The sequence below is a fragment of the Hyphomonas sp. BRH_c22 genome (assembly GCF_000961795.1).
Taxonomy (GTDB): domain Bacteria; phylum Pseudomonadota; class Alphaproteobacteria; order Caulobacterales; family Hyphomonadaceae; genus Hyphomonas.
On the sequence record NZ_LADU01000084.1, the window covers coordinates 12,164 to 31,138 of the forward strand.

At 64.3% G+C, this 18,975-nt stretch carries 16 protein-coding genes; 10 read left to right on the forward strand and 6 right to left on the reverse strand.

All coding sequences use genetic code 11. The features are described from left to right. Positions 1-3 precede the first annotated feature (3 nt). Together VR74_RS10795 and VR74_RS10800 are read right to left on the reverse strand one after the other, a co-directional pair. Positions 4-1,659 (reverse strand): peptide MFS transporter, encoded by a 1,656-nt coding sequence (locus VR74_RS10795; protein ID WP_366462471.1) that lies wholly within the window; start codon positions 1,657-1,659, stop codon positions 4-6. A 228-nt stretch (positions 1,660-1,887) separates the two neighbouring features. Continuing rightward, positions 1,888-3,267 (reverse strand): glutamate--cysteine ligase, encoded by a 1,380-nt coding sequence (locus tag VR74_RS10800; protein WP_045696674.1) that lies wholly within the window; start codon positions 3,265-3,267, stop codon positions 1,888-1,890. A 104-nt stretch (positions 3,268-3,371) separates the two neighbouring features. Between VR74_RS10800 and VR74_RS10805 the strand changes: the two genes are divergently transcribed. Further along, positions 3,372-4,004 carry a hypothetical protein gene (locus VR74_RS10805; RefSeq protein ID WP_299950189.1) on the forward strand — a complete coding sequence of 211 codons (633 nt, stop codon included), beginning with the start codon at positions 3,372-3,374 and terminating at the stop codon, positions 4,002-4,004. A 7-nt stretch (positions 4,005-4,011) separates the two neighbouring features. After that, entirely contained in the window at positions 4,012-4,470 is a 459-nt protein-coding gene (locus VR74_RS10810; RefSeq protein ID WP_045696675.1) for a GNAT family N-acetyltransferase, read from the forward strand. Here the strand turns inward: VR74_RS10810 and VR74_RS10815 are convergent. Then, a complete protein-coding gene (locus VR74_RS10815; RefSeq protein WP_299950191.1) occupies positions 4,467-5,228 on the reverse strand; it encodes a 16S rRNA (uracil(1498)-N(3))-methyltransferase in 762 nt (253 codons plus the stop codon). The genes VR74_RS10810 and VR74_RS10815 overlap by 4 nt on opposite strands. Positions 5,229-5,288: 60 nt before the next feature. On the opposite strand from VR74_RS10815, the gene VR74_RS10820 reads away from it, so the two are divergent. From VR74_RS10820 to VR74_RS10855, 8 genes are all read left to right on the forward strand, one after another. Further along, complete coding sequence (locus VR74_RS10820; RefSeq protein WP_045696679.1) at positions 5,289-6,662, forward strand: NAD-dependent succinate-semialdehyde dehydrogenase; 1,374 nt, start codon at positions 5,289-5,291, stop codon at positions 6,660-6,662. 238 nt (positions 6,663-6,900) lie between these two features. Continuing rightward, positions 6,901-7,914, forward strand: a complete 1,014-nt coding sequence (locus VR74_RS10825; RefSeq protein WP_045696681.1) for an aldo/keto reductase — start codon at positions 6,901-6,903, stop codon at positions 7,912-7,914. Between the two features lie 61 nt (positions 7,915-7,975). Continuing rightward, positions 7,976-9,124, forward strand: coding sequence for a 4-hydroxybenzoate octaprenyltransferase (ubiA, locus tag VR74_RS10830; protein WP_045696683.1), 1,149 nt, complete (start codon positions 7,976-7,978; stop codon positions 9,122-9,124). A 146-nt stretch (positions 9,125-9,270) separates the two neighbouring features. Continuing rightward, complete coding sequence (locus VR74_RS10835) at positions 9,271-11,532, forward strand: copper-translocating P-type ATPase (protein WP_045696731.1); 2,262 nt, start codon at positions 9,271-9,273, stop codon at positions 11,530-11,532. Then, a complete protein-coding gene (locus VR74_RS10840) occupies positions 11,532-12,866 on the forward strand; it encodes an APC family permease (protein WP_045696685.1) in 1,335 nt (444 codons plus the stop codon). The genes VR74_RS10835 and VR74_RS10840 overlap by 1 nt, the downstream gene beginning before the upstream one ends. Further along, positions 12,863-13,138 carry a metal-sensitive transcriptional regulator gene (locus tag VR74_RS10845; protein ID WP_045696687.1) on the forward strand — a complete coding sequence of 92 codons (276 nt, stop codon included), beginning with the start codon at positions 12,863-12,865 and terminating at the stop codon, positions 13,136-13,138. The genes VR74_RS10840 and VR74_RS10845 overlap by 4 nt, the downstream gene beginning before the upstream one ends. 73 nt (positions 13,139-13,211) lie before the next feature. Beyond that, on the forward strand, positions 13,212-13,886 hold the full coding sequence (locus tag VR74_RS10850; protein ID WP_045696689.1) for a DsbA family oxidoreductase: 675 nt from the start codon (positions 13,212-13,214) through the stop codon (positions 13,884-13,886). Then, positions 13,887-14,678, forward strand: a complete 792-nt coding sequence (locus VR74_RS10855) for an enoyl-CoA hydratase/isomerase family protein (protein WP_045696690.1) — start codon at positions 13,887-13,889, stop codon at positions 14,676-14,678. A 51-nt stretch (positions 14,679-14,729) separates the two neighbouring features. Here the strand turns inward: VR74_RS10855 and VR74_RS10860 are convergent, their stop codons facing one another. From VR74_RS10860 to VR74_RS10870, 3 genes are read right to left on the reverse strand one after another with little or no spacing between them, the layout of a single operon-like run. Then, positions 14,730-16,568 (reverse strand): ABC transporter ATP-binding protein, encoded by a 1,839-nt coding sequence (locus tag VR74_RS10860; protein WP_299950193.1) that lies wholly within the window; start codon positions 16,566-16,568, stop codon positions 14,730-14,732. Continuing rightward, positions 16,492-17,616 carry an inositol monophosphatase family protein gene (locus VR74_RS10865; RefSeq protein WP_299950195.1) on the reverse strand — a complete coding sequence of 375 codons (1,125 nt, stop codon included), beginning with the start codon at positions 17,614-17,616 and terminating at the stop codon, positions 16,492-16,494. Before VR74_RS10865 ends, VR74_RS10860 begins: the two co-directional genes overlap by 77 nt. Continuing rightward, positions 17,603-18,949 carry a TldD/PmbA family protein gene (locus VR74_RS10870; RefSeq protein WP_045696695.1) on the reverse strand — a complete coding sequence of 449 codons (1,347 nt, stop codon included), beginning with the start codon at positions 18,947-18,949 and terminating at the stop codon, positions 17,603-17,605. The genes VR74_RS10865 and VR74_RS10870 overlap by 14 nt, the downstream gene beginning before the upstream one ends. Positions 18,950-18,975 lie beyond the last annotated feature (26 nt).

Below are 18,975 nucleotides of genomic sequence, written 5' to 3' on the forward strand. Positions count from 1 at the left end.
GGCCTAGACCATCTTGCCTTCGTCGGTCTTCATCCAGCTCTTGATCAGCGGCGAGATCAGCAGCATCCCCACAGCGATGCCGATCCCGATATAGCCAACCGAACTGTAAACGCTGAGATAGGTCGCCTTTGCGGCTGCCATATCCGTCAGCTGGCCGCCAATCGTCTCCGAACCCGTCGAGCGGGCAATGACGCCAGCAAGGAAGTTCGAGAGGCCGGAATACAGGAACCAGGCGCCCATCGTCATGCCCACCACCTGCGCCGGAGCCAGCTTGGTGACAGCGGACAGGCCGACGGGTGACAGCATGAGCTCTGCCATCGTGTGGATCCAGTAGATCAGGAAGATGAACAGGACAGGCGTCATGGCCGAGGGGCCAACCGTCTGAATGCCTGCCACGAGCGCGAGGAAGCCGAGGCCGACGCCGAACACGCCAATCGCGAATTTCACCGGCGTGGATGGCTCCTTGTTGCGCTTGGCCAGCCATATCCACAGCCAGGCAATGATCGGCGCGAAAATGAAGATGAAGCCGGCATTCAGCGACTGGAAGACGGGCGCCGGGACGGACCATCCAAGCAGTGTGCGGTCGACCAGTCGGTCGGTGAACAGGTTCAGCGAGGAACCGGCCTGTTCGAACAGCGCCCAGAACGGGATCTGCGCGAGGACGAAATAGATCGCCGCAAACATCCGGTTGCGTTCAGTGCCCTTCAGCCGGAGGAACGCGTAGCCGACGAGGAACAGGAACATCAGGACGCCAATTGGGCCGAGGATGCCGCCGACGATCTCCTCGTTCATCACAAGCAGCATCGAGACGGCGATCATCAGGAGGCCGGCCAGGTAGCAGGCCCATTCCACGTTGATCGGGCCAAGCACGGACTTCTTGAGCATCGCCTCATCTGGCGGATCGGCGCGGCCGCCGAGGAATTTCTGTCCCCACAGGAACACGACCAGACCGGCCAGCATGCCGACGCCCGCAAGGCCGAAGCCCCAGGCCCAGCCATATACGATGCCGAGGATGCCGCAGGTGATGGAGGACAGGAAAGAGCCGAGATTGATACCCATGTAGAACAGGGTGAATCCCGAGTCGCGGCGCACATCGCCAACATTGTAGAGCGTGCCGACAATCGTCGAGATATTCGCCTTCAGGAAGCCGACGCCGGCAATGATGAGCGCGAGTGACAGGAACAGGATGTTCTTGAACAGGTCCTGCGTAATGATCTTGGTCTCATAGGTATCGCGATCGATCCGCTCGGGCAGGCCCATGGTTTCCGGATCCGCGATAATGAGCTCATTGGTTTGATTGTCGAAACTGATCAGCGAAGTCTTGTCGCCCTGAACGATGATCTGATTGGCGTCGCCGCCGCGTCCGTCCAGTGTCAGTTCGTATTCTGCGCCGTTGATCGTCGCGATCTGCTGCGAACCCGATCCCTCGAATGCCATGCCGAAATGGCCGAGCACGAGCAGGATGGCACCGAACGTAACCGCCTTGCGCTGCCCGAGATACCTGTCGGCCAGCGTGCCGCCGATGATCGTCATCACATAGACCAGCGCGGTATAGGCGCCGTAGATCAGCGCGGATTTTTCGTCCGAAAACAGGAAATGCTGCGTCAGGTAGATGATGAGAAGGCCGCGCATCCCGTAATAGGAAAAGCGCTCCCACATCTCGGTCAGGAACAGGATAAACAGGCCTTTCGGGTGACCGAAAAAGCTGGTGTCTCCCGCAACGGGATCCGTTGTCGATACTGGAATGTCTGTCACAGTGGCCCTCCCCAGGCTCGTTGCAGTCTGTGGCGCGCCATCAGCGCATGAGGCGCAGTTTGACCACGCGCCGCGCGAAGGCTCAAGGCAATTTGTGCTTAGGCATGGCTTCGTCGGCGCAAAAGCGTGCCCCTAATACGCCTCTTCCGCGAAAATTGGCCGCACATCCCGGTTCCAGGCACCATGATAGCGCGCCAGGAGGCGGTCTGCGGGGGTCAGGCCGCTGGCGGCAATCTCGTCAAGTTCGGTGAGATAGCCTGTCTCGTCATCACCGGAGGTCGAGAGGTTTGCCCGGTTCCTGAGCCCCTGACGGGACAGGGCCAGCACATGTTTGGCGAGATCCTGCATCGACCCGCCGCCCGGCACCGGTGTTCTCAGGCCGAGCGTGCGAACGCTCTGGCGCATGGCTTCACGGTCGGCATCGGTCCAGTCCTTCACGAGGTCCCAGGCGGCATCGAGGCAATCGGGACAATACAACAGCCCCGTCCAGAAGGCCGAAAAGGCGCAGAGGCGGCTCCAGGGGCCGGCATCCGATCCGCGCATTTCAAGGAAACGCTTCAGGCGCACTTCCGGGAAGATTGTCGACAGGTGATCGACGAAGTCATCCATTGCCGGCAACTCGCCCGGCAGGATCGGCAGTTTGCCCGACATGAAGTCCCGGAAGCTGAGGCCGCTCGCATCCAGGTATTCCCCCTTGCGGCGGACAAAATACATCGGCACATCAAGGGCATAATCGACATATTGCTCGAAACCGAAGCCCTGATCGAACACGAAAGGCAGCATGCCCGTACGGTCCGGGTCCGTGTCGGTCCAGATCTGCGAACGGTAGGACAGGAAGCCATTGGGGCGCCCGTCCAGGAAGGGCGAGTTGGCGAACAGGGCGGTACCGAGCGGCTGGAGGGCCAGTGACACGCGGAATTTCTTCACCATGTCGGCTTCCGAGCCGAAATCGAGATTGGTCTGCACCGTGCAGGTGCGGAACATCATCTGGCGGCCAAGACGGCCCACCTTGTCCATATAGGCCGTCATGATGCGGTAGCGGCCTTTGGGCATGACGGGGGTTTCGGCAAGGCTCCAGAGCGGGCTGGCGCCGGCGCCAAGGAAGGCAACGCCCAGCGGCTCGGCGATGTGGCGGACTTCCTCCAGGTGACTGCCCACCTCGTTACAGGTCTGGTGGATGGTCTCGAGCGGCGCGCCGGACAGTTCGAACTGGCCGCCCGGCTCAAGCGAGACGCTGGCCCCGTCCTTTTTCAGGCCGATCAGGTGCCCGCCTTCGACAATCGGCTCCCAGCCGAACGTGTCCCGCAGTCCTTCCAGCATGGACAGGATGGACGCCTTGCCGTCATAGGGCAGCGGCCGCAAGCCGTCCTTGATGAAGCCGAATTTCTCGTGCTCCGTGCCGATCCGCCAGTCCGCCATGGGCTTTGACCCTGCGGCAAGATAATCGACCAGTTCTGCCTTGGATTCGATACGCGTGGAGGACTCGTCGATGTCCGAGGTCGGTGTGGTCATCTGAAGCCTCCCAAAAACGGCGATGGAAGTGCACATAGGGATGTTTCATCCCAACGCCAACCGGGTTATCGTCTTGCCTGAAATGAGAGTTCAGAGGGACTGACGTGAACAGGCTGAAGGCAGACGAGCGGGACGACCTGAAATTGTGGGCACATATCCACGTTCGGGGCGGCTATGAGGAGATCGATGAGATCGAAGATATTCTCTTCGAACTCACCGAGGACTTCGAAACGTCGATGTCCGATCGCGACCGCCGTATCGCCGTGCGTGACGTGCTGGTCGGTGCCGTTCAGACGCTGGTTGACGAACAGGAAAGCTGGCCGGTGCTGACCGACTATGACCGGCTGGAACTGGCCATGGACATGCTGGAAGACAATGGCGTGGTCGCCCGGGCGAACTTCACCTGTTGCGGCAATTGCGGCGCGGCCGAAATCGGCACCGAAATCGAGGACTATGAAACCATGGGCGACAAGGCCCGGGGTTATGTCTTTTTCCACCAGCAGGATACCGAAAGCGCCGTCGAAGGCCACGGCCTCTATTTCAGCTATGGCGCCGCCCATTCGGAACTGGACGCAGCGCATATCGCGATTGCACAGGAATTGTTCGATGTGCTGCAGGCGGTTGGCCTGAAGCCGCACTGGGACGGCAAGATCGACCACCGCGTCGGTGTCGTACTCGACTGGAAACGCCGCTGGACCGACGACGTGCCCGTCCCGCTCAAGCGCTGGTCGTTCTAGGCTGACAATGCCAGCCGCGTCTGATCTGGAGATTCGCCCGCTGGCAGCGTCGGACGAGGCCGAATGGCGCAGGCTGTGGAAAGCCTATCTCGCCTTCTACGAGACCGAACGGCCCGAGGATGTTTATGCGTCCAGCTTTGCGCGGATGTTGTCGGGCGCCCCGAACGAGTATCGCGGCCTGATCGCGCTTCTGGGCGGACACCCCGTGGGCATCGCGCACTACCTGTTCCACCGCACGAACTGGGAGATCGGCGACACCTGCTACCTGCAGGACCTCTATGCCGACCCGGATGTGCGCGGGTCAGGTATCGGCCGGGCCCTGATCGAAGCGGTCTATGCGGCCGCCGATGCGCATGGCGCCGCCTCGGTCTACTGGACAACGCAGGAATTCAATACGGTCGCCCGCCAGCTCTATGACCGGATCGGCACGAAAACACCGTTCATCAAATATGTGCGGGCGCCTTAACCCCAATCCCCGCAGAGGGCCTGCCAGAGCGTCATGGCCGAAACAGCGGCGGTTTCGGCGCGCAGGATTCGCGGGCCGAGGCTGACGGGATGCGTATCGGCGCGGCTACGCAGGAAGGCGCGCTCTGCCGGGCTGAAGCCGCCTTCGGGGCCGATCAGGATGGCGGCGGGACGATTGCCCAGGTCCTCCAGCACGTGGGCCATGGGCGCCGCCCTGCCCGCCTGCCCGCCCCAGGGGGCGTCCGCCTCGTCGCCCGCCTCGTCACAGAAGATCACCGCCGTGCCGGCCGGCAAGGCCGCCAGGCCCGCATCAAGGCTCACCGCGTCGCTCACCTCCGGCAGGTCCAGGCGCTCTGTCTGCTCGGCGGCTTCGAGGGCAATCTTCTGGAACCGGTCGAGCCGGACAGTCCGGGTCTGGGTGCGTTCGGTGATGACGGGCTGGATGCGGGCGGCGCCGAGTTCGGTGGCCTTCTCGACAATGAAATCCGTCTCCGATTTCTTGACCGGCGCGAAGAGCAGCGTCAGCTGCACGCCGCCATTTGCCTGCTGGCCCCGCAAGCGTTCGACGGGCACGAGATCGGCGCGGCGGCCTTCGACCTTGCTGATCTCGGCGCGCCATTCGCCATCGCGGCCATTGAACACGCGGACCGGATCGCCAGGCCCCAGCCGCATGACGCGGGTCAGGTATTTCGACTGTTCCTCGTCAAGCGCGAAGGCATCGCCTGCGACAAGATCACTGTTCACGAATAGGCGAGGCATGGAACTCATCGGCGTCCTATATGCCTATATAGGATTGAAGTTAAGCCGAAGGATCGTCTCATGAGCAAGCCCGTCGTCACCTCCGTCAACCCTGCCTCAGGCGAAGCGCTGCAGACCTTTACCCCGCACGGCAGCGCGGAAGTGGATGCGGCGATCGAACGGGCCGATGAGGCGTTCCGGACCTGGCGGCTGACGAGTTTCACCGAGCGCTCCCGACTGATGCACAAGGCCGCCGACATTCTCGACGCGCGCAAGGAGGCCTTTGCCCGCACGATGACGATGGAAATGGGCAAGCCGCTCAGCGAAGCCGTGGCGGAAGTGGAAAAGTGCGCGCTGGTCTGCCGCCATTATGCCGACCATGCCGAGGACTACCTCAGGGACGAAGTGATCGAGACCGAGGCCAGCCAGTCCTTTGTCCGCAACCTGCCCATGGGCCCGGTTCTGGCGGTGATGCCGTGGAACTTCCCGTTCTGGCAGGTTTTCCGCTTTGCCGCGCCGACGCTGATGGCGGGCAATGTCGGCCTGTTGAAACACGCCTCGAATGTCTGGGGATCGGCGCTGAATATCGCGAAAGTGTTCCGCGAGGCGGGTTTCCCGGAGGGCTGCTTCCAGACGCTGCTGATCGGGTCGAAAGCCGTTGAAGGCGTCATCCGCGACGCGCGGGTGAAGGCCGTGACACTGACCGGATCCGGCCCGGCCGGGCGGAGTGTCGCGATGATCGCCGGAGAGGAGCTGAAACCCTCGCTGCTGGAACTTGGCGGATCGGACGCCTTTATCGTGATGCCGTCGGCAGACCTCGGCAAGGCGGTAGAGACGGCGGTGAAATCGCGCACACGCAATAATGGCCAGTCCTGCATCGCGGCGAAGCGGTTCCTCGTTCACACCGATGTCTACGACGCCTTCACGCAGGCCTTCGTGGCCCGGATCGAGGCGCTGCGCGTCGGCGATCCGCTGCTGGAGGAGACCGATATCGGCCCGCTGGCGACCGAGGCGATCCGCGATGAACTGGCCGGCCAGGTCGAGGCGACACTGAAGGGCGGCGCGAAGCGGATCAGCAAGCTGGCCAAGCTCCCCGGCAAGGGCTGGTGGTTTGCCCCGCAGGTTCTGGCCGAGGCGCCGGACGGCACGCCGGGCGCGGAGCAGGAAATGTTCGGCCCGGTCGCCAATCTCTGGCGCGTCAGCAGCCTGGACGACGCGATCGCGCGGGCCAACCGCAGCGATTTCGGCCTCGGCTCGGCCATCTTCACGCAGGACGCGGCCGAGATCGCCCAGGCCGTGCGCGACATCGAGGCCGGCTCCACCTTCGTGAATGCGCTGGTCGCCTCAGACCCGCGCCTGCCGTTCGGCGGGGTCAAACAGTCCGGCTACGGACGCGAACTCGCCGCCGATGGCATCAAGGCTTTTGTGAACCGCAAGACCGTTTCGATCAGCTGAGCCTGCGGCCGGAAGGTGGATGGATTGGAGCGCCCCTTCTCCCTCGGGCTTGCTCGGGCAATCGCAGTGCGATTGCTTCTCCTCGCAAGCCCGAGGGAGAGGGGGCACTTGGGGGAAATTCGGGACGCCATCGCATGAGGTCCCGGCATTCGCCGGGAGGCGCGCGTAGGGGGGCTGGCCTCGCGCGCTCCCGCCCGTTAGGCTGTCCTCGAAACCAAATCATCAGAGAGCACGCATCATGAGCACAACACCGCGCAAGCTGGGGTCTGACACTGTCTATCCCGTCGGCCTTGGCTGCATGAACCTGCATCATGGCTATGGGCCGCCATCGGATGAGGCGGAGGCCGCCGCGCTGCTGAACGAGGCGCTCGATCTTGGCTATGATTTTCTCGACACGGCGACGATCTATGGCTTTGGCAGGAACGAGACGCTGATCGGCACGGCGCTGAAACACCGGCAAAGCGAGTTCCTGCAGGCGAGCAAATGCGTGCTGCTGTTCGATGGCGAGGCGCGCAGGATCGACGCGCGGCCTGCAAGCATCAAGGCGGCCTGCGAGGCGAGCCTGAAGCGCCTGCAGCGCGAGACGATTGACCTCTATTACATGCACCGGCCGGACAGGAAGGTGCCCATCGAGGATTCAATGGGCGCGATGGCGGACCTGGTGGCCGAGGGCAAGATCCGCATGGTGGGCCTGTCGGAAATGGGCGAGGGCCTGCTGCGCCGGGCCCATGCGGTGCATCCGGTGGCGGCGATGCAGTCTGAATATTCCCTGCTGACGCGCAACCCGGAGATTGCCGTGCTGGACGCCTGCCGGGAGCTGGGCGTGACCTTTGTGCCGTTTTCGCCCGTGGGGCGCGGCTACCTGGCGGACAATCCGCCGGCGCCGAAGGACTATCATTCCAGCGACATGCGGCGCATCTTCCCGCGCTGGACCGAGCCCTACTGGAGCGAGAACCTGCCGCTGCTGAAACAGGCGCAGGCCATGGCGGGTGACCTGGGGGTGACAACATCGCAGCTCGCGATTGCCTGGACGCTGGCGAAGGAACCGGGCTGCGTGCCGATCCCGGGAACGACCAGCCGCCAGCATTTGAGGGACAATTTCAAGGCCGCCGAACTGGCCCTGACGCCGGATCAGGTCGCGGCGCTGGACAGCGTGTTCGCGCCGGAAGCCGTGAAAGGCCCGCGCTATTCCCCCGCCGCGCAGGCGAGCGTCGATACCGAGCAATATGCCTTTGAACCGGCCGCGGGATGACTGTTCGCGCGAGGGTTGCTTGAGGCTGTGAAAAGCCGAAATTCCCTGTATAAGCCGCGCCATGAAGCAGATCGACACACGTGACAGGCCCGGCCTGCAGGCCATTCCGGCTGACAGCGCCCTGCCCGGGCTGCTGGCGAAACTGCCGGACTGGATGCAGCCCTATGCCATGCTGGCGCGGCTCGACCGGCCGGTCGGCATCTGGCTGCTCTACCTGCCCTGCCTGATTGGCCTTGCCTTCGTGCGGATGCGCACGGGGCTGTACCTCGTGGACCTCTTCTGGGTGCCGCTGTTCCTGCTGGGGGCGGTGGCCATGCGCGGGGCGGGCTGTACGTGGAACGACATTACCGACCGGGATTTCGACGCGAAAGTGGCGCGCACGGCGCTGCGGCCGCTGCCATCGGGCGCGGTGACGCTGCGCGAGGCCTTTGTCTTCCTGGGGGTGCAGCTGGCGGTGGGGCTGGCGGTGTGGGCCTGCCTGCCCGGCGATGCGAAACTGGTGGCGCTGTGCGCGCTGCCGCTGGTGGCGGCCTACCCGTTCATGAAGCGGGTGACCTGGTGGCCACAAGCCTGGCTGGGGCTGACCTTCAACTGGGGCGTCTGGGTCGGCGCGGCGACGGCGGGCAGCCTGTCGGTGCCTGTGTTCGTGCTCTATGCGGGCCTTGTCCTGTGGACGATTGCCTATGACACGATCTATGCCCTGCAGGACCGCGAAGACGATGCGCTGATCGGCGTGCGCTCGACCGCGCGCCTGTTCGGCAAGCGGGCGGTGCTGGTGAGCTTCTGTTTCCATATGGGCGCGGCGGCGCTGGTGGCGCTGGCGGCGGTGATGAACGGATCGGTGCGGGCGGGCGCTGTGACGGCGCTGGCCTTCCTGGCCCATGGCCTGTGGCAGGTTGTGCGCCTGAAGAGCAGCCAGGAACAGGCGGCGCTGGCCGTGTTCAAGTCCAATGTCTGGGCCGGCGCGATCATCGCGGGCGGCTTCTTCCTCGCCTCCATGCTGCCGACGCCTGCGCCGCGCACGCTGTTTGCCGAACATGAGACCGTGCCCGCTGGCCCGCCGGAAAAGGTGGCCCTGCCATTCGGCCTCGAACTGAAGCGCGCGCCCCAGATGGCCCCTGCGGACACATGGATGGCGAGCGATGTGCTGCGGGCGCTGGAGGCTGAAGGCGTGGCGGTGCCGGAGCCAATGGATGAACCGGCAGAATAGCGCCACGGACAAGGGCGCGGGAACGGAATGCCTCTCCGAAGGGTTAGGAAAGCAAGCTGGTGTGCCACACGCGCTGACTGAACCTTGAATATACCCCATGGGGGTATTACATGAGCGTGTGAATGCCGGAACCGGAGCGCACACCCATGACCAAAGACACATCCTCCCACACCCATAGCCATCACCCTCACGACGCCCCGGACAAAGGGGATGCAGCGCATGCCCACTGTCATGGCAGCGCCAAGCCAGCAAAACCCGACAGCGCCTATGACCACGTGCCCGAAGGCTATTCCGGCACGGTGTGGACCTGTCCGATGCACCCGCAGGTGCGCGAGACATCGAACACAGGCTGCCCGATCTGCGGAATGGCGCTGGAGGCCGAGACCGTCTCGCTGGAAGAGGACAGGAGCGAACTCGACGACATGACGCGCCGGTTCTGGGTCAGCACGGTGTTTACCCTGCCCCTGTTCCTCTATGCGATGGGCGACATGATCCCCGGCCGGCCGCTGCACGGCATTGTGCCGGAAGGCTGGGCGGCGTGGATCCAGCTGGCGCTGGCAACGCCGGTCGTGCTGTGGGGTGCGGCGCCCTTCTTCATACGCGGGTGGCGATCGGTCAAAACCATGAACCCGAACATGTTCACACTGATCGCACTGGGCACAGGGATGGCCTTCCTGTTCAGCCTGGTGGCCACCGTGGCGCCGGGGATTTTCCCGGACAGCTTTCGCGGCATGAATGGCCAGGTGCATGTCTATTACGAGGCAGCGGCAGTCATTACGACGCTGGTCCTGCTGGGGCAGGTTCTGGAGCTGAAGGCCCGCAGCGCAACCTCAGGCGCGATCCGGGCGCTGCTGCAGCTGACACCGCCGACAGCGCGCATCATCCGCGAGGATGGCAGCGAGCAGGACGTCAATCTCGATGAGGTGAAGTCCGGTGACCGGCTGCGTATCCGGCCCGGCGAGAAAGTGCCGGTGGACGGCGAAGTGGCTGAGGGCAAGTCCAATGTTGACGAGTCCATGGTGACAGGTGAACCCGTTGCGGTGGCCAAGGCGGCCGGTGACACGGTAACGGGCGGCACGTTGAACACGACAGGCGCGCTGGTGATGACCGCGACGCGCGTGGGCGACGACACGGTGCTGGCGCAGATCGTGCGCATGGTGTCCGAGGCGCAGCGCTCGCGGGCGCCGATCCAGCGGCTGGCGGACGCGGTGGCGGCCTGGTTCGTGCCGGCCGTGGTGGCAACGGCTGTGCTGACATTCATCGTGTGGGCCGTGTTCGGGCCGGATCCGGCGCTGGTCTTTGCGCTGGTCAATGCCGTCGCCGTGCTGATCATTGCATGCCCGTGCGCACTGGGCCTTGCGACGCCGATGTCGATCATGGTGGGCACCGGCAAGGGCGCGCAGAGCGGCATATTGATCCGCAATGCCGAGGCGCTGGAGACATTGGAGAAAGTCGATACGGTGGTCGTCGACAAGACCGGCACGCTGACCGAAGGCAAGCCGAAACTGGTGACGGTTGAGCCCGCAGACGGCTGGGATGAAGCCGGATTGCTGGCACTGGTTGCCGCGGTTGAGGCGGCGAGCGAGCATCCCCTGGCGGCAGCGATTGTCCAGGGCGCGAAAGACCGCGGCATCAGCGTGAGCGCCGCGCAGGATTTCGAATCCGTCACGGGCGAAGGCGCGCAGGGCAGCGTTGATGGTAATTCGGTCGCCATCGGCAATGCGAAGATGATGCGGCGGACAGGCGGCTTTAATGAAGCGCGCGCCAAAGCGGCGGAGACCTACAGGAATGATGGCCAGACCGTGATGTTCGTTGCCGTGAACGGCAAGGCGGCCGGCCTGATCGGCGTCGCTGACCCGATCAAGGCGACGACAAAGGACGCCATTGCAGCGCTGCACAAGCAAGGCCTGAAAGTCGTGATGCTGACCGGCGACAGCGCGGCGACGGCCGGCGCCGTGGCCCGGCAAGTGGGCATCGACGACGTGCGTGCGGACGTTTCGCCGGAAGACAAGAACCGGATCATCAAGGAATTGCAGGCCGACGGCGCCGTCGTGGCGATGGCCGGCGACGGCATCAACGACGCCCCGGCGCTGGCGCAGGCCGACGTCGGCATCGCCATGGGCACCGGCACAGATGTGGCGATGGAAAGCGCCAGCGTCACGCTGGTGAAGGGCGACATGGCAGGCATCGCAAAAGCCATCACTCTCAGCCATGCAACGATGCGCAACATTCGCCAGAACCTGTTCTTCGCCTTCATCTACAATACGCTCGGCATCCCGCTGGCGGCGGGCGTCCTGTACCCTGTGTTCGGATTGCTGCTGAGCCCGATGATTGCGGCGGCGGCGATGAGCCTGTCATCGGTCTCGGTGATCGGAAACGCCCTGCGCCTGCGTGCACTGAAACTCTGATGGGCACCTCATACGAAAAGAACAGCCTGACGCTACCTGGAGCCGTCGCGATGGGAACAGGTGTGATGATCGGCGCGGGCATTTTCGCGCTGACCGGACAGGTTGCGGAACTGGCGGGAAGCCTGTTTCCTTTGGCCTTCCTGATGGCGGCCATCATCTGCGGTTTCAGCGCGTACTCATACATCAAGGTATCGAACAAGTATCCTTCGGCTGGCGGCATCGCGATGATTCTGAAGAAGGCCTATGGGCCGGGCACGGTGACCGGCGGGGCAGCGCTGCTGATGGCATTCTCGATGATCATCAATGAAAGCCTCGTGGCGCGCACATTCGGGACCTATACATTGCAGCTGTTCGGCATGGAGGGCGGCATCCTGGTGCCAGTTCTAGCGCTCGGGCTTATCGTCGGCGCATTCCTCGTGAACATTGCCGGCAATAGCATGATTGGTTCGGTATCCAAGGTGACCGCCGTGCTGAAGATCGGCGGCATCCTCGTCTTCGCCCTGCTGGCCCTGTGGGCTGCCGGGTTTGCCTTCCAGCCAGCCGAGGGCGGCATCGGCGATAAGACGTCAGCCGGCGGCTTCCTCGCGGGCATGGCGCTGGCCATTCTCGCCTATAAGGGCTTCACCACGATCACCAATGCCGGTGGCGAGGTGAAAGATCCGAAAAAGAACGTCGGCCGGGCGATCATGATCTCGCTGGCCGTCTGCACCGCAATTTACCTGCTCGTCTGCTATGCCGTCGGATCAACCCTTAGCATCGAAGAGATCGTCAAGGCGAAGGATTATGCACTGGCTGAGGCCGCGCGGCCGAGCATCGGCGAATATGGTGTCTGGTTCACGGTGGCGATTGCCATCGTTGCCACAGCGTCCGGCCTGCTGGCCAGCGTGTTTGCTGTCTCGCGCATGCTGGCCATGCTGGTGGAGATGGACCTGATACCGGAGCCGAAGCTCGGCCTGCCGGGTAACACGCAGACGCATACACTTGTGTACACAGTCGTTGCTGCCGGCTTACTGGCAGCACTGTTCGACCTGTCGCGCATCGCATCACTGGGAGCGATTTTCTATATCGTCATGGACATAATCATTCACTGGGGCGTCTATCGGCACCTGCGCCAGGATGTCGGGGCACGGGCACCCGTGCTGATCACTGCAATCATTCTGGACGCCGTGGCGCTGGGCGCGTTTCTGCTGATGAAGGCGCAGAGTGATCCGCTGATCGTTGTAATCGCGCTGGCAGGCATGGGCGTCATTTTCGCCTTCGAGCATTTCTACCTTTCAAAGACCCGTGGCGGCGACGATACTGCAGGCTCCCTGACGAAGGACACCGCTCCATGAAAACGCAAACCAGAGATGCCGCCGCCAAGCGGCTCGCCCGGATCGAAGGGCAGGTGCGAGGCGTCGCCAAGATGGTGGCCGACGACCGATATTGCATCGATATCGTCCGGCAGGTGCAGGCGATCAAGGCGGCACTCATAGGCCTCGAAGGTCTGATCCTCGACGACCATATTGCGACCTGCGTGGACCACGCGCTCAAGGACGATGACATGGATGCACGGCGCGAAAAAGTGGAGGAACTGGTGGCCGTTCTGGGCGGGCGAAAGAAATAAGTTCCGGCTTGCAGCCCGATTACATCTTGTTGCCCCGGTTGCGTGGCAGCGGCAGCACGCTTAGGCTGGGTGCATGACAGTTGTTGTGGAAATGGTTTCGGACCTGGTCTGCCCGTGGTGCTGGCTGGGTCTTCGCAGGATCGAGGCGGCGCGAAAGCTCGCTCCCGAGGTCGACGTGCAGCTCGTGTTCCGGCCGTTCGAGCTGGACCCGACGATCCCGGCGGCGGGTGTCGACTACAAGGAATACATGAAGGAGAAGTTCGGCGGTTCGGATGAGAGCCGTGAACGATCCGGCCAGATGCGCCAGGCCCTGATCGACTATGGCGCGGCCGAGGGCATTCCCTATCAGTTCGACAGGATCACCCGCCGGCCGAGCAGTTTCGATGCGCACCGAATCGTGCGCTGGGCGCAGGGCCAGGACAAGGGCGCGGCGGCCAAGGAAGCCCTGTTCAAGGCCTTCTTCGAGGATGGACGCGACATTGGCGACCATGAGGTCCTGGTCGATATCGCCCGCGAGATCGGGCTTGATGCGGAGATCGTGGCCGACCTGCTGAAGACCGATGCCGATGTGGCGAATGTGCGCGAGGAGGCCGAGGCCTTCCGCCAGATGGGCGTCAGCGGCGTGCCGACCTATATCGCCAATCGCGCGGTGGCCGTGCAGGGCGCGGAGAGCGCGGAGAAACTGGCAAAATTCCTTCAGCATGCAGCCGCGCAGCTGCCGCAGGAACGCAAGGCAGGCGACGCCTGAATGAGCGGCCTTGTCAGCGTCACGCGCGAAGGCCGGATTGCGACCGTGCGGTTCGATACGGGCAACCGCGCCAATGCGCTGAGCCAGGAATTGATGCGCCAGCTGACCGAGACGGCGCAGGGCTTCCATGACTGCCCGGAGATTTCCGCTGTCATCCTGACCGGCCGCGACGACCAGTTCTGCATGGGCGCCGACCTGAAAGACCCGGACGGCACGGCGGCGGCGAAAGCCTCGCTGAGCCAGCGGCGGGTGATGCTGCGCCGGGGGCCACGCATGTGCCAGGCATGGGAGGATGTCGATGCCCTGACGATCTGTGCGGTCGAAGGGTGGTGCGTGGGCGGGGGCGTGGCCCTGGCAACGGCCTGCGACCTGCGCGTGGCGGCGGACAATTCCACCTTCTACGTGCCCGAAGTCGAGCGCGGCATGAACATGAGCTGGGGATCCATCCCGCGCTTCGTCGCGCTGGTCGGCCCGGCGCGGACCAAGCGCATTGCGGCGCTGTGCGAGAAGATTCCTGCCCCGATGGCGCTGGACTGGGGTCTTGCCGACCATGTCGTTCCCGCAGGCACGGCCATGGCAAAGGCGCGCGAGATTGCCGAGGCGGCAGCCGCCCTGCCCCCGACGGCGCTGAAAAGCGTGAAGCAGGACGTGAATGTCGCCGCGCTGGCGCTGGCCCGTGCGACGGGGCATCGCGACCTCGAGGCCTTTGCCCTGCTGCAGCAATCTGATGATTTCAAGGAAGGCGTCAGCGCATTCCTGAAGGGCCGCAAGCCGGATTTCACCGGCGATTGAGGAGCCGGAGCACTCATCCTGAGCGAAGTCAAAGGATGCGCCTTCGATCCCTTAGCTGAGCTGCAGGTCCACCAACCTGCGATAGGCGCCGTTCTTGTCCATCAGGACCGCATGGGTGCCGTCCTCGACCGCGCGGCCATCTTCCATGACGATGATGCGGTCGGCGGCGCGCACGGTGGACAGGCGGTGGGCGATGATCAGCGTGGTGCGGCCAGTGGCGAATTTCGCGAGCGCGTCCTGCACCTTGGCCTCGCTTTCGGCGTCGAGGGCGGATGTGGCCTCGTCCAGCAGCAGGATCGGCGCGCCGCGCAGGATGGCGCGGGCAAGTGCAACGCGCTGGCGCTGGCCGCCTGACAGGTTGCGTCCCATTTCGCCCGCCGGGGCATCATAGGTGCCCGGCAGTGCACGGATGAATTCGTGAGCATTGGCCGCTTTTGCAGCTGCCTCGATTTCTTCATCGCTGGCACCAAGCCGGCCCAGCGCGATATTGGCGCGGATCGTGTCGTCGAATAGGGCCGCGTCCTGTGCGACGAGGCCCATGCTTGCGCGCAGGCTGGCCCCGCTGACATCACGCACATTCGTTCCGTCTACGGAGACTGTGCCGCCGGTAGGGTCGTAGAGCCGCAGGAGAAGGTTGAACACGGTGGACTTGCCAGCGCCGGACGGGCCGACCAGCGCAATCGTCTCACCCGGGGCAGCGGTGAAGGAGAGGCCCTTCAGGGCTTCCGTGCCATCGGGATAGGCAAAGCGCACATTGTCGAAGGCGATGGCGCCGGTGACTTTGGCCATGGGCCCGGCGCCGGGAGAGTCAGCGATCTCGGGTGCCGCGTCGGTGATCTCGAACACGCGGTCGGCCGCCGCGCCGCCTTCCTGCGCTACCGAGTTCAAGGTGCCGAGCGCGCGCAGTTCCGGCGCAGCGACGGCAATGGCGCCGATGATGCCGACGAAATTACCGAGCGACGTATCGCCCTGCGCGATGCGCCAGGCGGTCAGCGCAAGGATGCCGACAAGCGCGAGCCCGCCGGTGATCTCGAGGATCGGATCGACGGCGGCGCGGTCTGTCAGCACCTTGAGGAAGAGGCGCGAGCGTTCGCGGAAACCCTTCGCCGCGCGGGCCTTCTGGTAGTCTTCGAGGCCATAGGCCTTGACCACGCGGGCCGACTGGAAGGCCTCTCCCAAGAGGGAGGTGACTTCGCCGATCTGCTGCTGCGACTGGCGCGAGCGTCTACGCACGCGGTTGCCGAGGGCGAGCACGGGCGCGAAGGCGATAGGGTAGATCACCAGCAGGACAAGGGTCAGCTTCCAGTCCATCACGAGCATGGTGATGAACACGCCGATGACCGTCAGCACGCCCTTGGTGAGGTTGTTGGCGATGCGCAGGCCGGCATCGCGCAGGGCATTCACGTCATTGATGAAGCGCGAAACGAAGCCGCCGGAGGCTTCCGCCGCGATGCGTGCATAGTCGCCATCCGTCAGGGAACCGAACTGGTCCTGCTGGATATCGACGATCGCCCGCTGCACGCCGGTATTGTTGAAGATGGTCATGCCATAGAGGGCGAGCGAGCGGACAATGGCCGCGACGCCGATGATCGCGATCAGCCACCAGAGGCTGGTGGGAACGGTGGCCTTGTCAGGCCCGGCAAGCGCTTCGAGCCCCTCGACCACGAGTTTCAGGAGATAACCGTAGGAGGCCGCCGCAATCGAGGTCAGCGCGGCGCACAGCGTGCCTGCCGCGAACCACCGCCAGTGCGCGGCGAACCGCTCCCTGCCAAGACGCGTCAGGGCGCCGGAACGGCGCACCGGTTTGGCGCGGTCAGACGTTATGGTGTTCCCCCGTCTCCGGGTCGAGCAGCCGGTGGGCATGGAGGATGAAATAGCGCGTTTCGGCATGATCGACCGTACGGTGGGCAGCAGCCTTCCACGCGTCATAGGCTTCCTTGTAGCTGGCAAACGCGCCAACGAAATCCATTTTCGAGAGGTCTTCGAATTCGACTTCCCGCACGTCTTTCAGTTCACCGCCGAACACGATGTGAAGCAGCTGTTTTCCGGCCTTTGGGGCATCACCCATTTTGACTGGCTCCGTTTTGACTGTTGCTGCGGCCGGGGCCGCCTTGTCCTGTGGGTCAGGTATATCCACAAATCCTGACCGGCGCACTAACAGAGGATGCAGGCGTTTTCCAGACGCGATGATGCTGCGCTGTGCAGGAATGGTGCGATTGAAGTGCAGCGGCTCGCCCCGGTGTGTCGTCGCCACGCCGCCCGCTTCATGGACCAGAATGGTCCCTGCCGCGAGGTCCCAGTCCGACTTATGGCTGAGCACGAGGGTCGCGTCCCACGCGCCCGAGGCGACAAAGGCCATGCGCAGGAGGGTGGAATTGGGCCGGGGGCGCGGCACGGTGAGGGCGGGCCACGGCTCGGGCCAGCCCTTGTGATTGAGCATTTCCTCGGCCGCGATCAGGCGGCATCCGGCTTCCGTTCCGCATTCCGACACACGGATCAGGTTGCCGTTGAGATAAGCGCCGCCGCCGATACGCGCCTCGTAGAGCTGGCCGAGCGCCGGAGCGTATAGCACACCCGCAACCGCCTGGCCGGCCTCGACGATTGCCAGGCCGACACACCAGTTCGGGTCGCCGCGCATGAAGGCGCGCGTGCCGTCAATCGGGTCGACAACCCAGCAGCGGTCCTTCTGGCGTGCGGCGGGATCATCCAGCGTCTCTTCCGACAGCCAGCCATATTCAGGCCGCGAAGCCGACAGGCGCAGATCGCAGAGCTGGTTGACGGCCATGTCGGCCTCGGTGACCGGGCTGCCGCCCGTCTTTTCCCAGGCGCGGGCCGACTGGCCTTCCAGAATGTAGGACAGCGCCAGCTGCCCAGCCTCTATGGCAAGGCTGCGCAGGGTCACCAGGTCTTCGACCAGCGTGCGTTCAGCTGCCGGCAAGGCTCATGTCCTCGACAAGGATGCTGGGCGCATCGCGCGTGCCGCGGAATTCGAGGTCGGAGGCGGGGATCAGGCGCGCGAAGATGGCTGGCAGGTCACCTGCAATCGTCACTTCCGATACGGGATAGGCAATCTCGCCATTTTCGAACCAGAACCCGGCGACGCCGACGGAATAGTCGCCCGTATTCGGATTGATCGACGGGCCGAACATGTCGGTGACGAGCAGGCCCTCTCCGGCCTGTGCCATCAGTTCGGCAGGCGTTTTCTCACCCGCCTGCAGATAGAGGTTCGACGTGGTGACGCCGGGCGGATCGCCAAATCCGAGGGCGGCAAAGCCATTGGGCTTAAGGCCCAGCTGGCGCGCAGACGCACCATTCAGAAGCCATTCGGTGAGACGGCCATCCTCGATCAGGTAGGTTTCCTTGACGGGCAGGCCTTCGCCATCATGGCAGCGCGAGCCCATGCCCATGGGCCGGAACGGATTGTCGATCACGTTGACGCCCTTCGCAAAGACCTGTGTGTCCATCCGGTCCTTCAGGAAGCTGACACCGCGCGCGATGGACGGGCCGGAAATCGCGCTCATCAGCGCGCCGATCAGGCCGCCGGACACGCGCCGGTCATACAGGACCGCCGCTTTCCGGGTTTCCAGCTTGCGGGCACCGAGACGCGCAATCGTGCGCTCGCCCGCCGTGCGGCCGATGGTTTCGGCGCTGGGGCGGTCAATCGTGCGGCGGACGGACCAGCTTTCATAATCGCGCTCCATGGCGCCGTCTTTTTCGGCAACCGAGGCGAGGCCGAGGCTGGTGCTCGTGCCGGTCTTGTAAGCGGAAAAGCCGTTAGACGCGGCGACCCAGCGCGAGGAACGGTTCCACGAGGCGCCGCAGCCGGCCACTGTCTTGATACCCTTCACGGCCAGGGCCGCAGCCTCGGCGGCCAGCGATTCCTGCTCCAGCGTCTCGGCCGAAATCTCCGGCTCGCCGGTCAGGTCCATGTCGAGCTGACCTGTGGCCAGTTCGCTGGCGTCCGGGAGGCCGCAATATTCGTCTTCCGGCACGGCGCGGGCCATGGCGGCGCAGCGCGTGGCGAGGGCGTGGAGGCCTTCGGTCGAGAGATCGGAGCCGGAGACATGCGCCTGGCGCTTGCCGAACAGGCAGCGCAGGGCCACGTTCGTGCTCTCTTCGCGCTCGATGCTTTCCATCCTGCCGTCGCGGACAGAGACGCTGACGCCCTCTGCCGCGCCGATACGGGCATCCGCAGCGTCGGCGCCTGCCTTCAGGCACTGGTCGATGAGACCGGCGAGCAATTCAGCCGGTGGAGTCTTGAATTCAGCCATACCGGCTAAATGGACCGCCCCGCCGG

Excerpts from the sequence above, each read along its gene's own strand:
- VR74_RS10870 (WP_045696695.1), bottom strand. The coding sequence starts at position 18,949 with ATGGCTGAATTCAAGACTCCACCGGCTGAATTGCTCGCCGGTCTCATC.
- VR74_RS10845 (WP_045696687.1), top strand. The coding sequence starts at position 12,863 with ATGAAAACGCAAACCAGAGATGCCGCCGCCAAGCGGCTCGCCCGGATC.
- VR74_RS10835 (WP_045696731.1), top strand. The coding sequence starts at position 9,271 with ATGACCAAAGACACATCCTCCCACACCCATAGCCATCACCCTCACGAC.
- VR74_RS10810 (WP_045696675.1), top strand. The coding sequence starts at position 4,012 with ATGCCAGCCGCGTCTGATCTGGAGATTCGCCCGCTGGCAGCGTCGGAC.
- VR74_RS10840 (WP_045696685.1), top strand. The coding sequence starts at position 11,532 with ATGGGCACCTCATACGAAAAGAACAGCCTGACGCTACCTGGAGCCGTC.
- VR74_RS10850 (WP_045696689.1), top strand. The coding sequence starts at position 13,212 with ATGACAGTTGTTGTGGAAATGGTTTCGGACCTGGTCTGCCCGTGGTGC.
- VR74_RS10815 (WP_299950191.1), bottom strand. The coding sequence starts at position 5,228 with ATGCCTCGCCTATTCGTGAACAGTGATCTTGTCGCAGGCGATGCCTTC.
- VR74_RS10800 (WP_045696674.1), bottom strand. The coding sequence starts at position 3,267 with ATGACCACACCGACCTCGGACATCGACGAGTCCTCCACGCGTATCGAA.
- VR74_RS10860 (WP_299950193.1), bottom strand. The coding sequence starts at position 16,568 with ATGCCGAAACGCGCTATTTCATCCTCCATGCCCACCGGCTGCTCGACC.
- VR74_RS10825 (WP_045696681.1), top strand. The coding sequence starts at position 6,901 with ATGAGCACAACACCGCGCAAGCTGGGGTCTGACACTGTCTATCCCGTC.
- VR74_RS10795 (WP_366462471.1), bottom strand. The coding sequence starts at position 1,659 with ATGTGGGAGCGCTTTTCCTATTACGGGATGCGCGGCCTTCTCATCATC.
- VR74_RS10855 (WP_045696690.1), top strand. The coding sequence starts at position 13,887 with ATGAGCGGCCTTGTCAGCGTCACGCGCGAAGGCCGGATTGCGACCGTG.
- ubiA (WP_045696683.1), top strand. The coding sequence starts at position 7,976 with ATGAAGCAGATCGACACACGTGACAGGCCCGGCCTGCAGGCCATTCCG.
- VR74_RS10820 (WP_045696679.1), top strand. The coding sequence starts at position 5,289 with ATGAGCAAGCCCGTCGTCACCTCCGTCAACCCTGCCTCAGGCGAAGCG.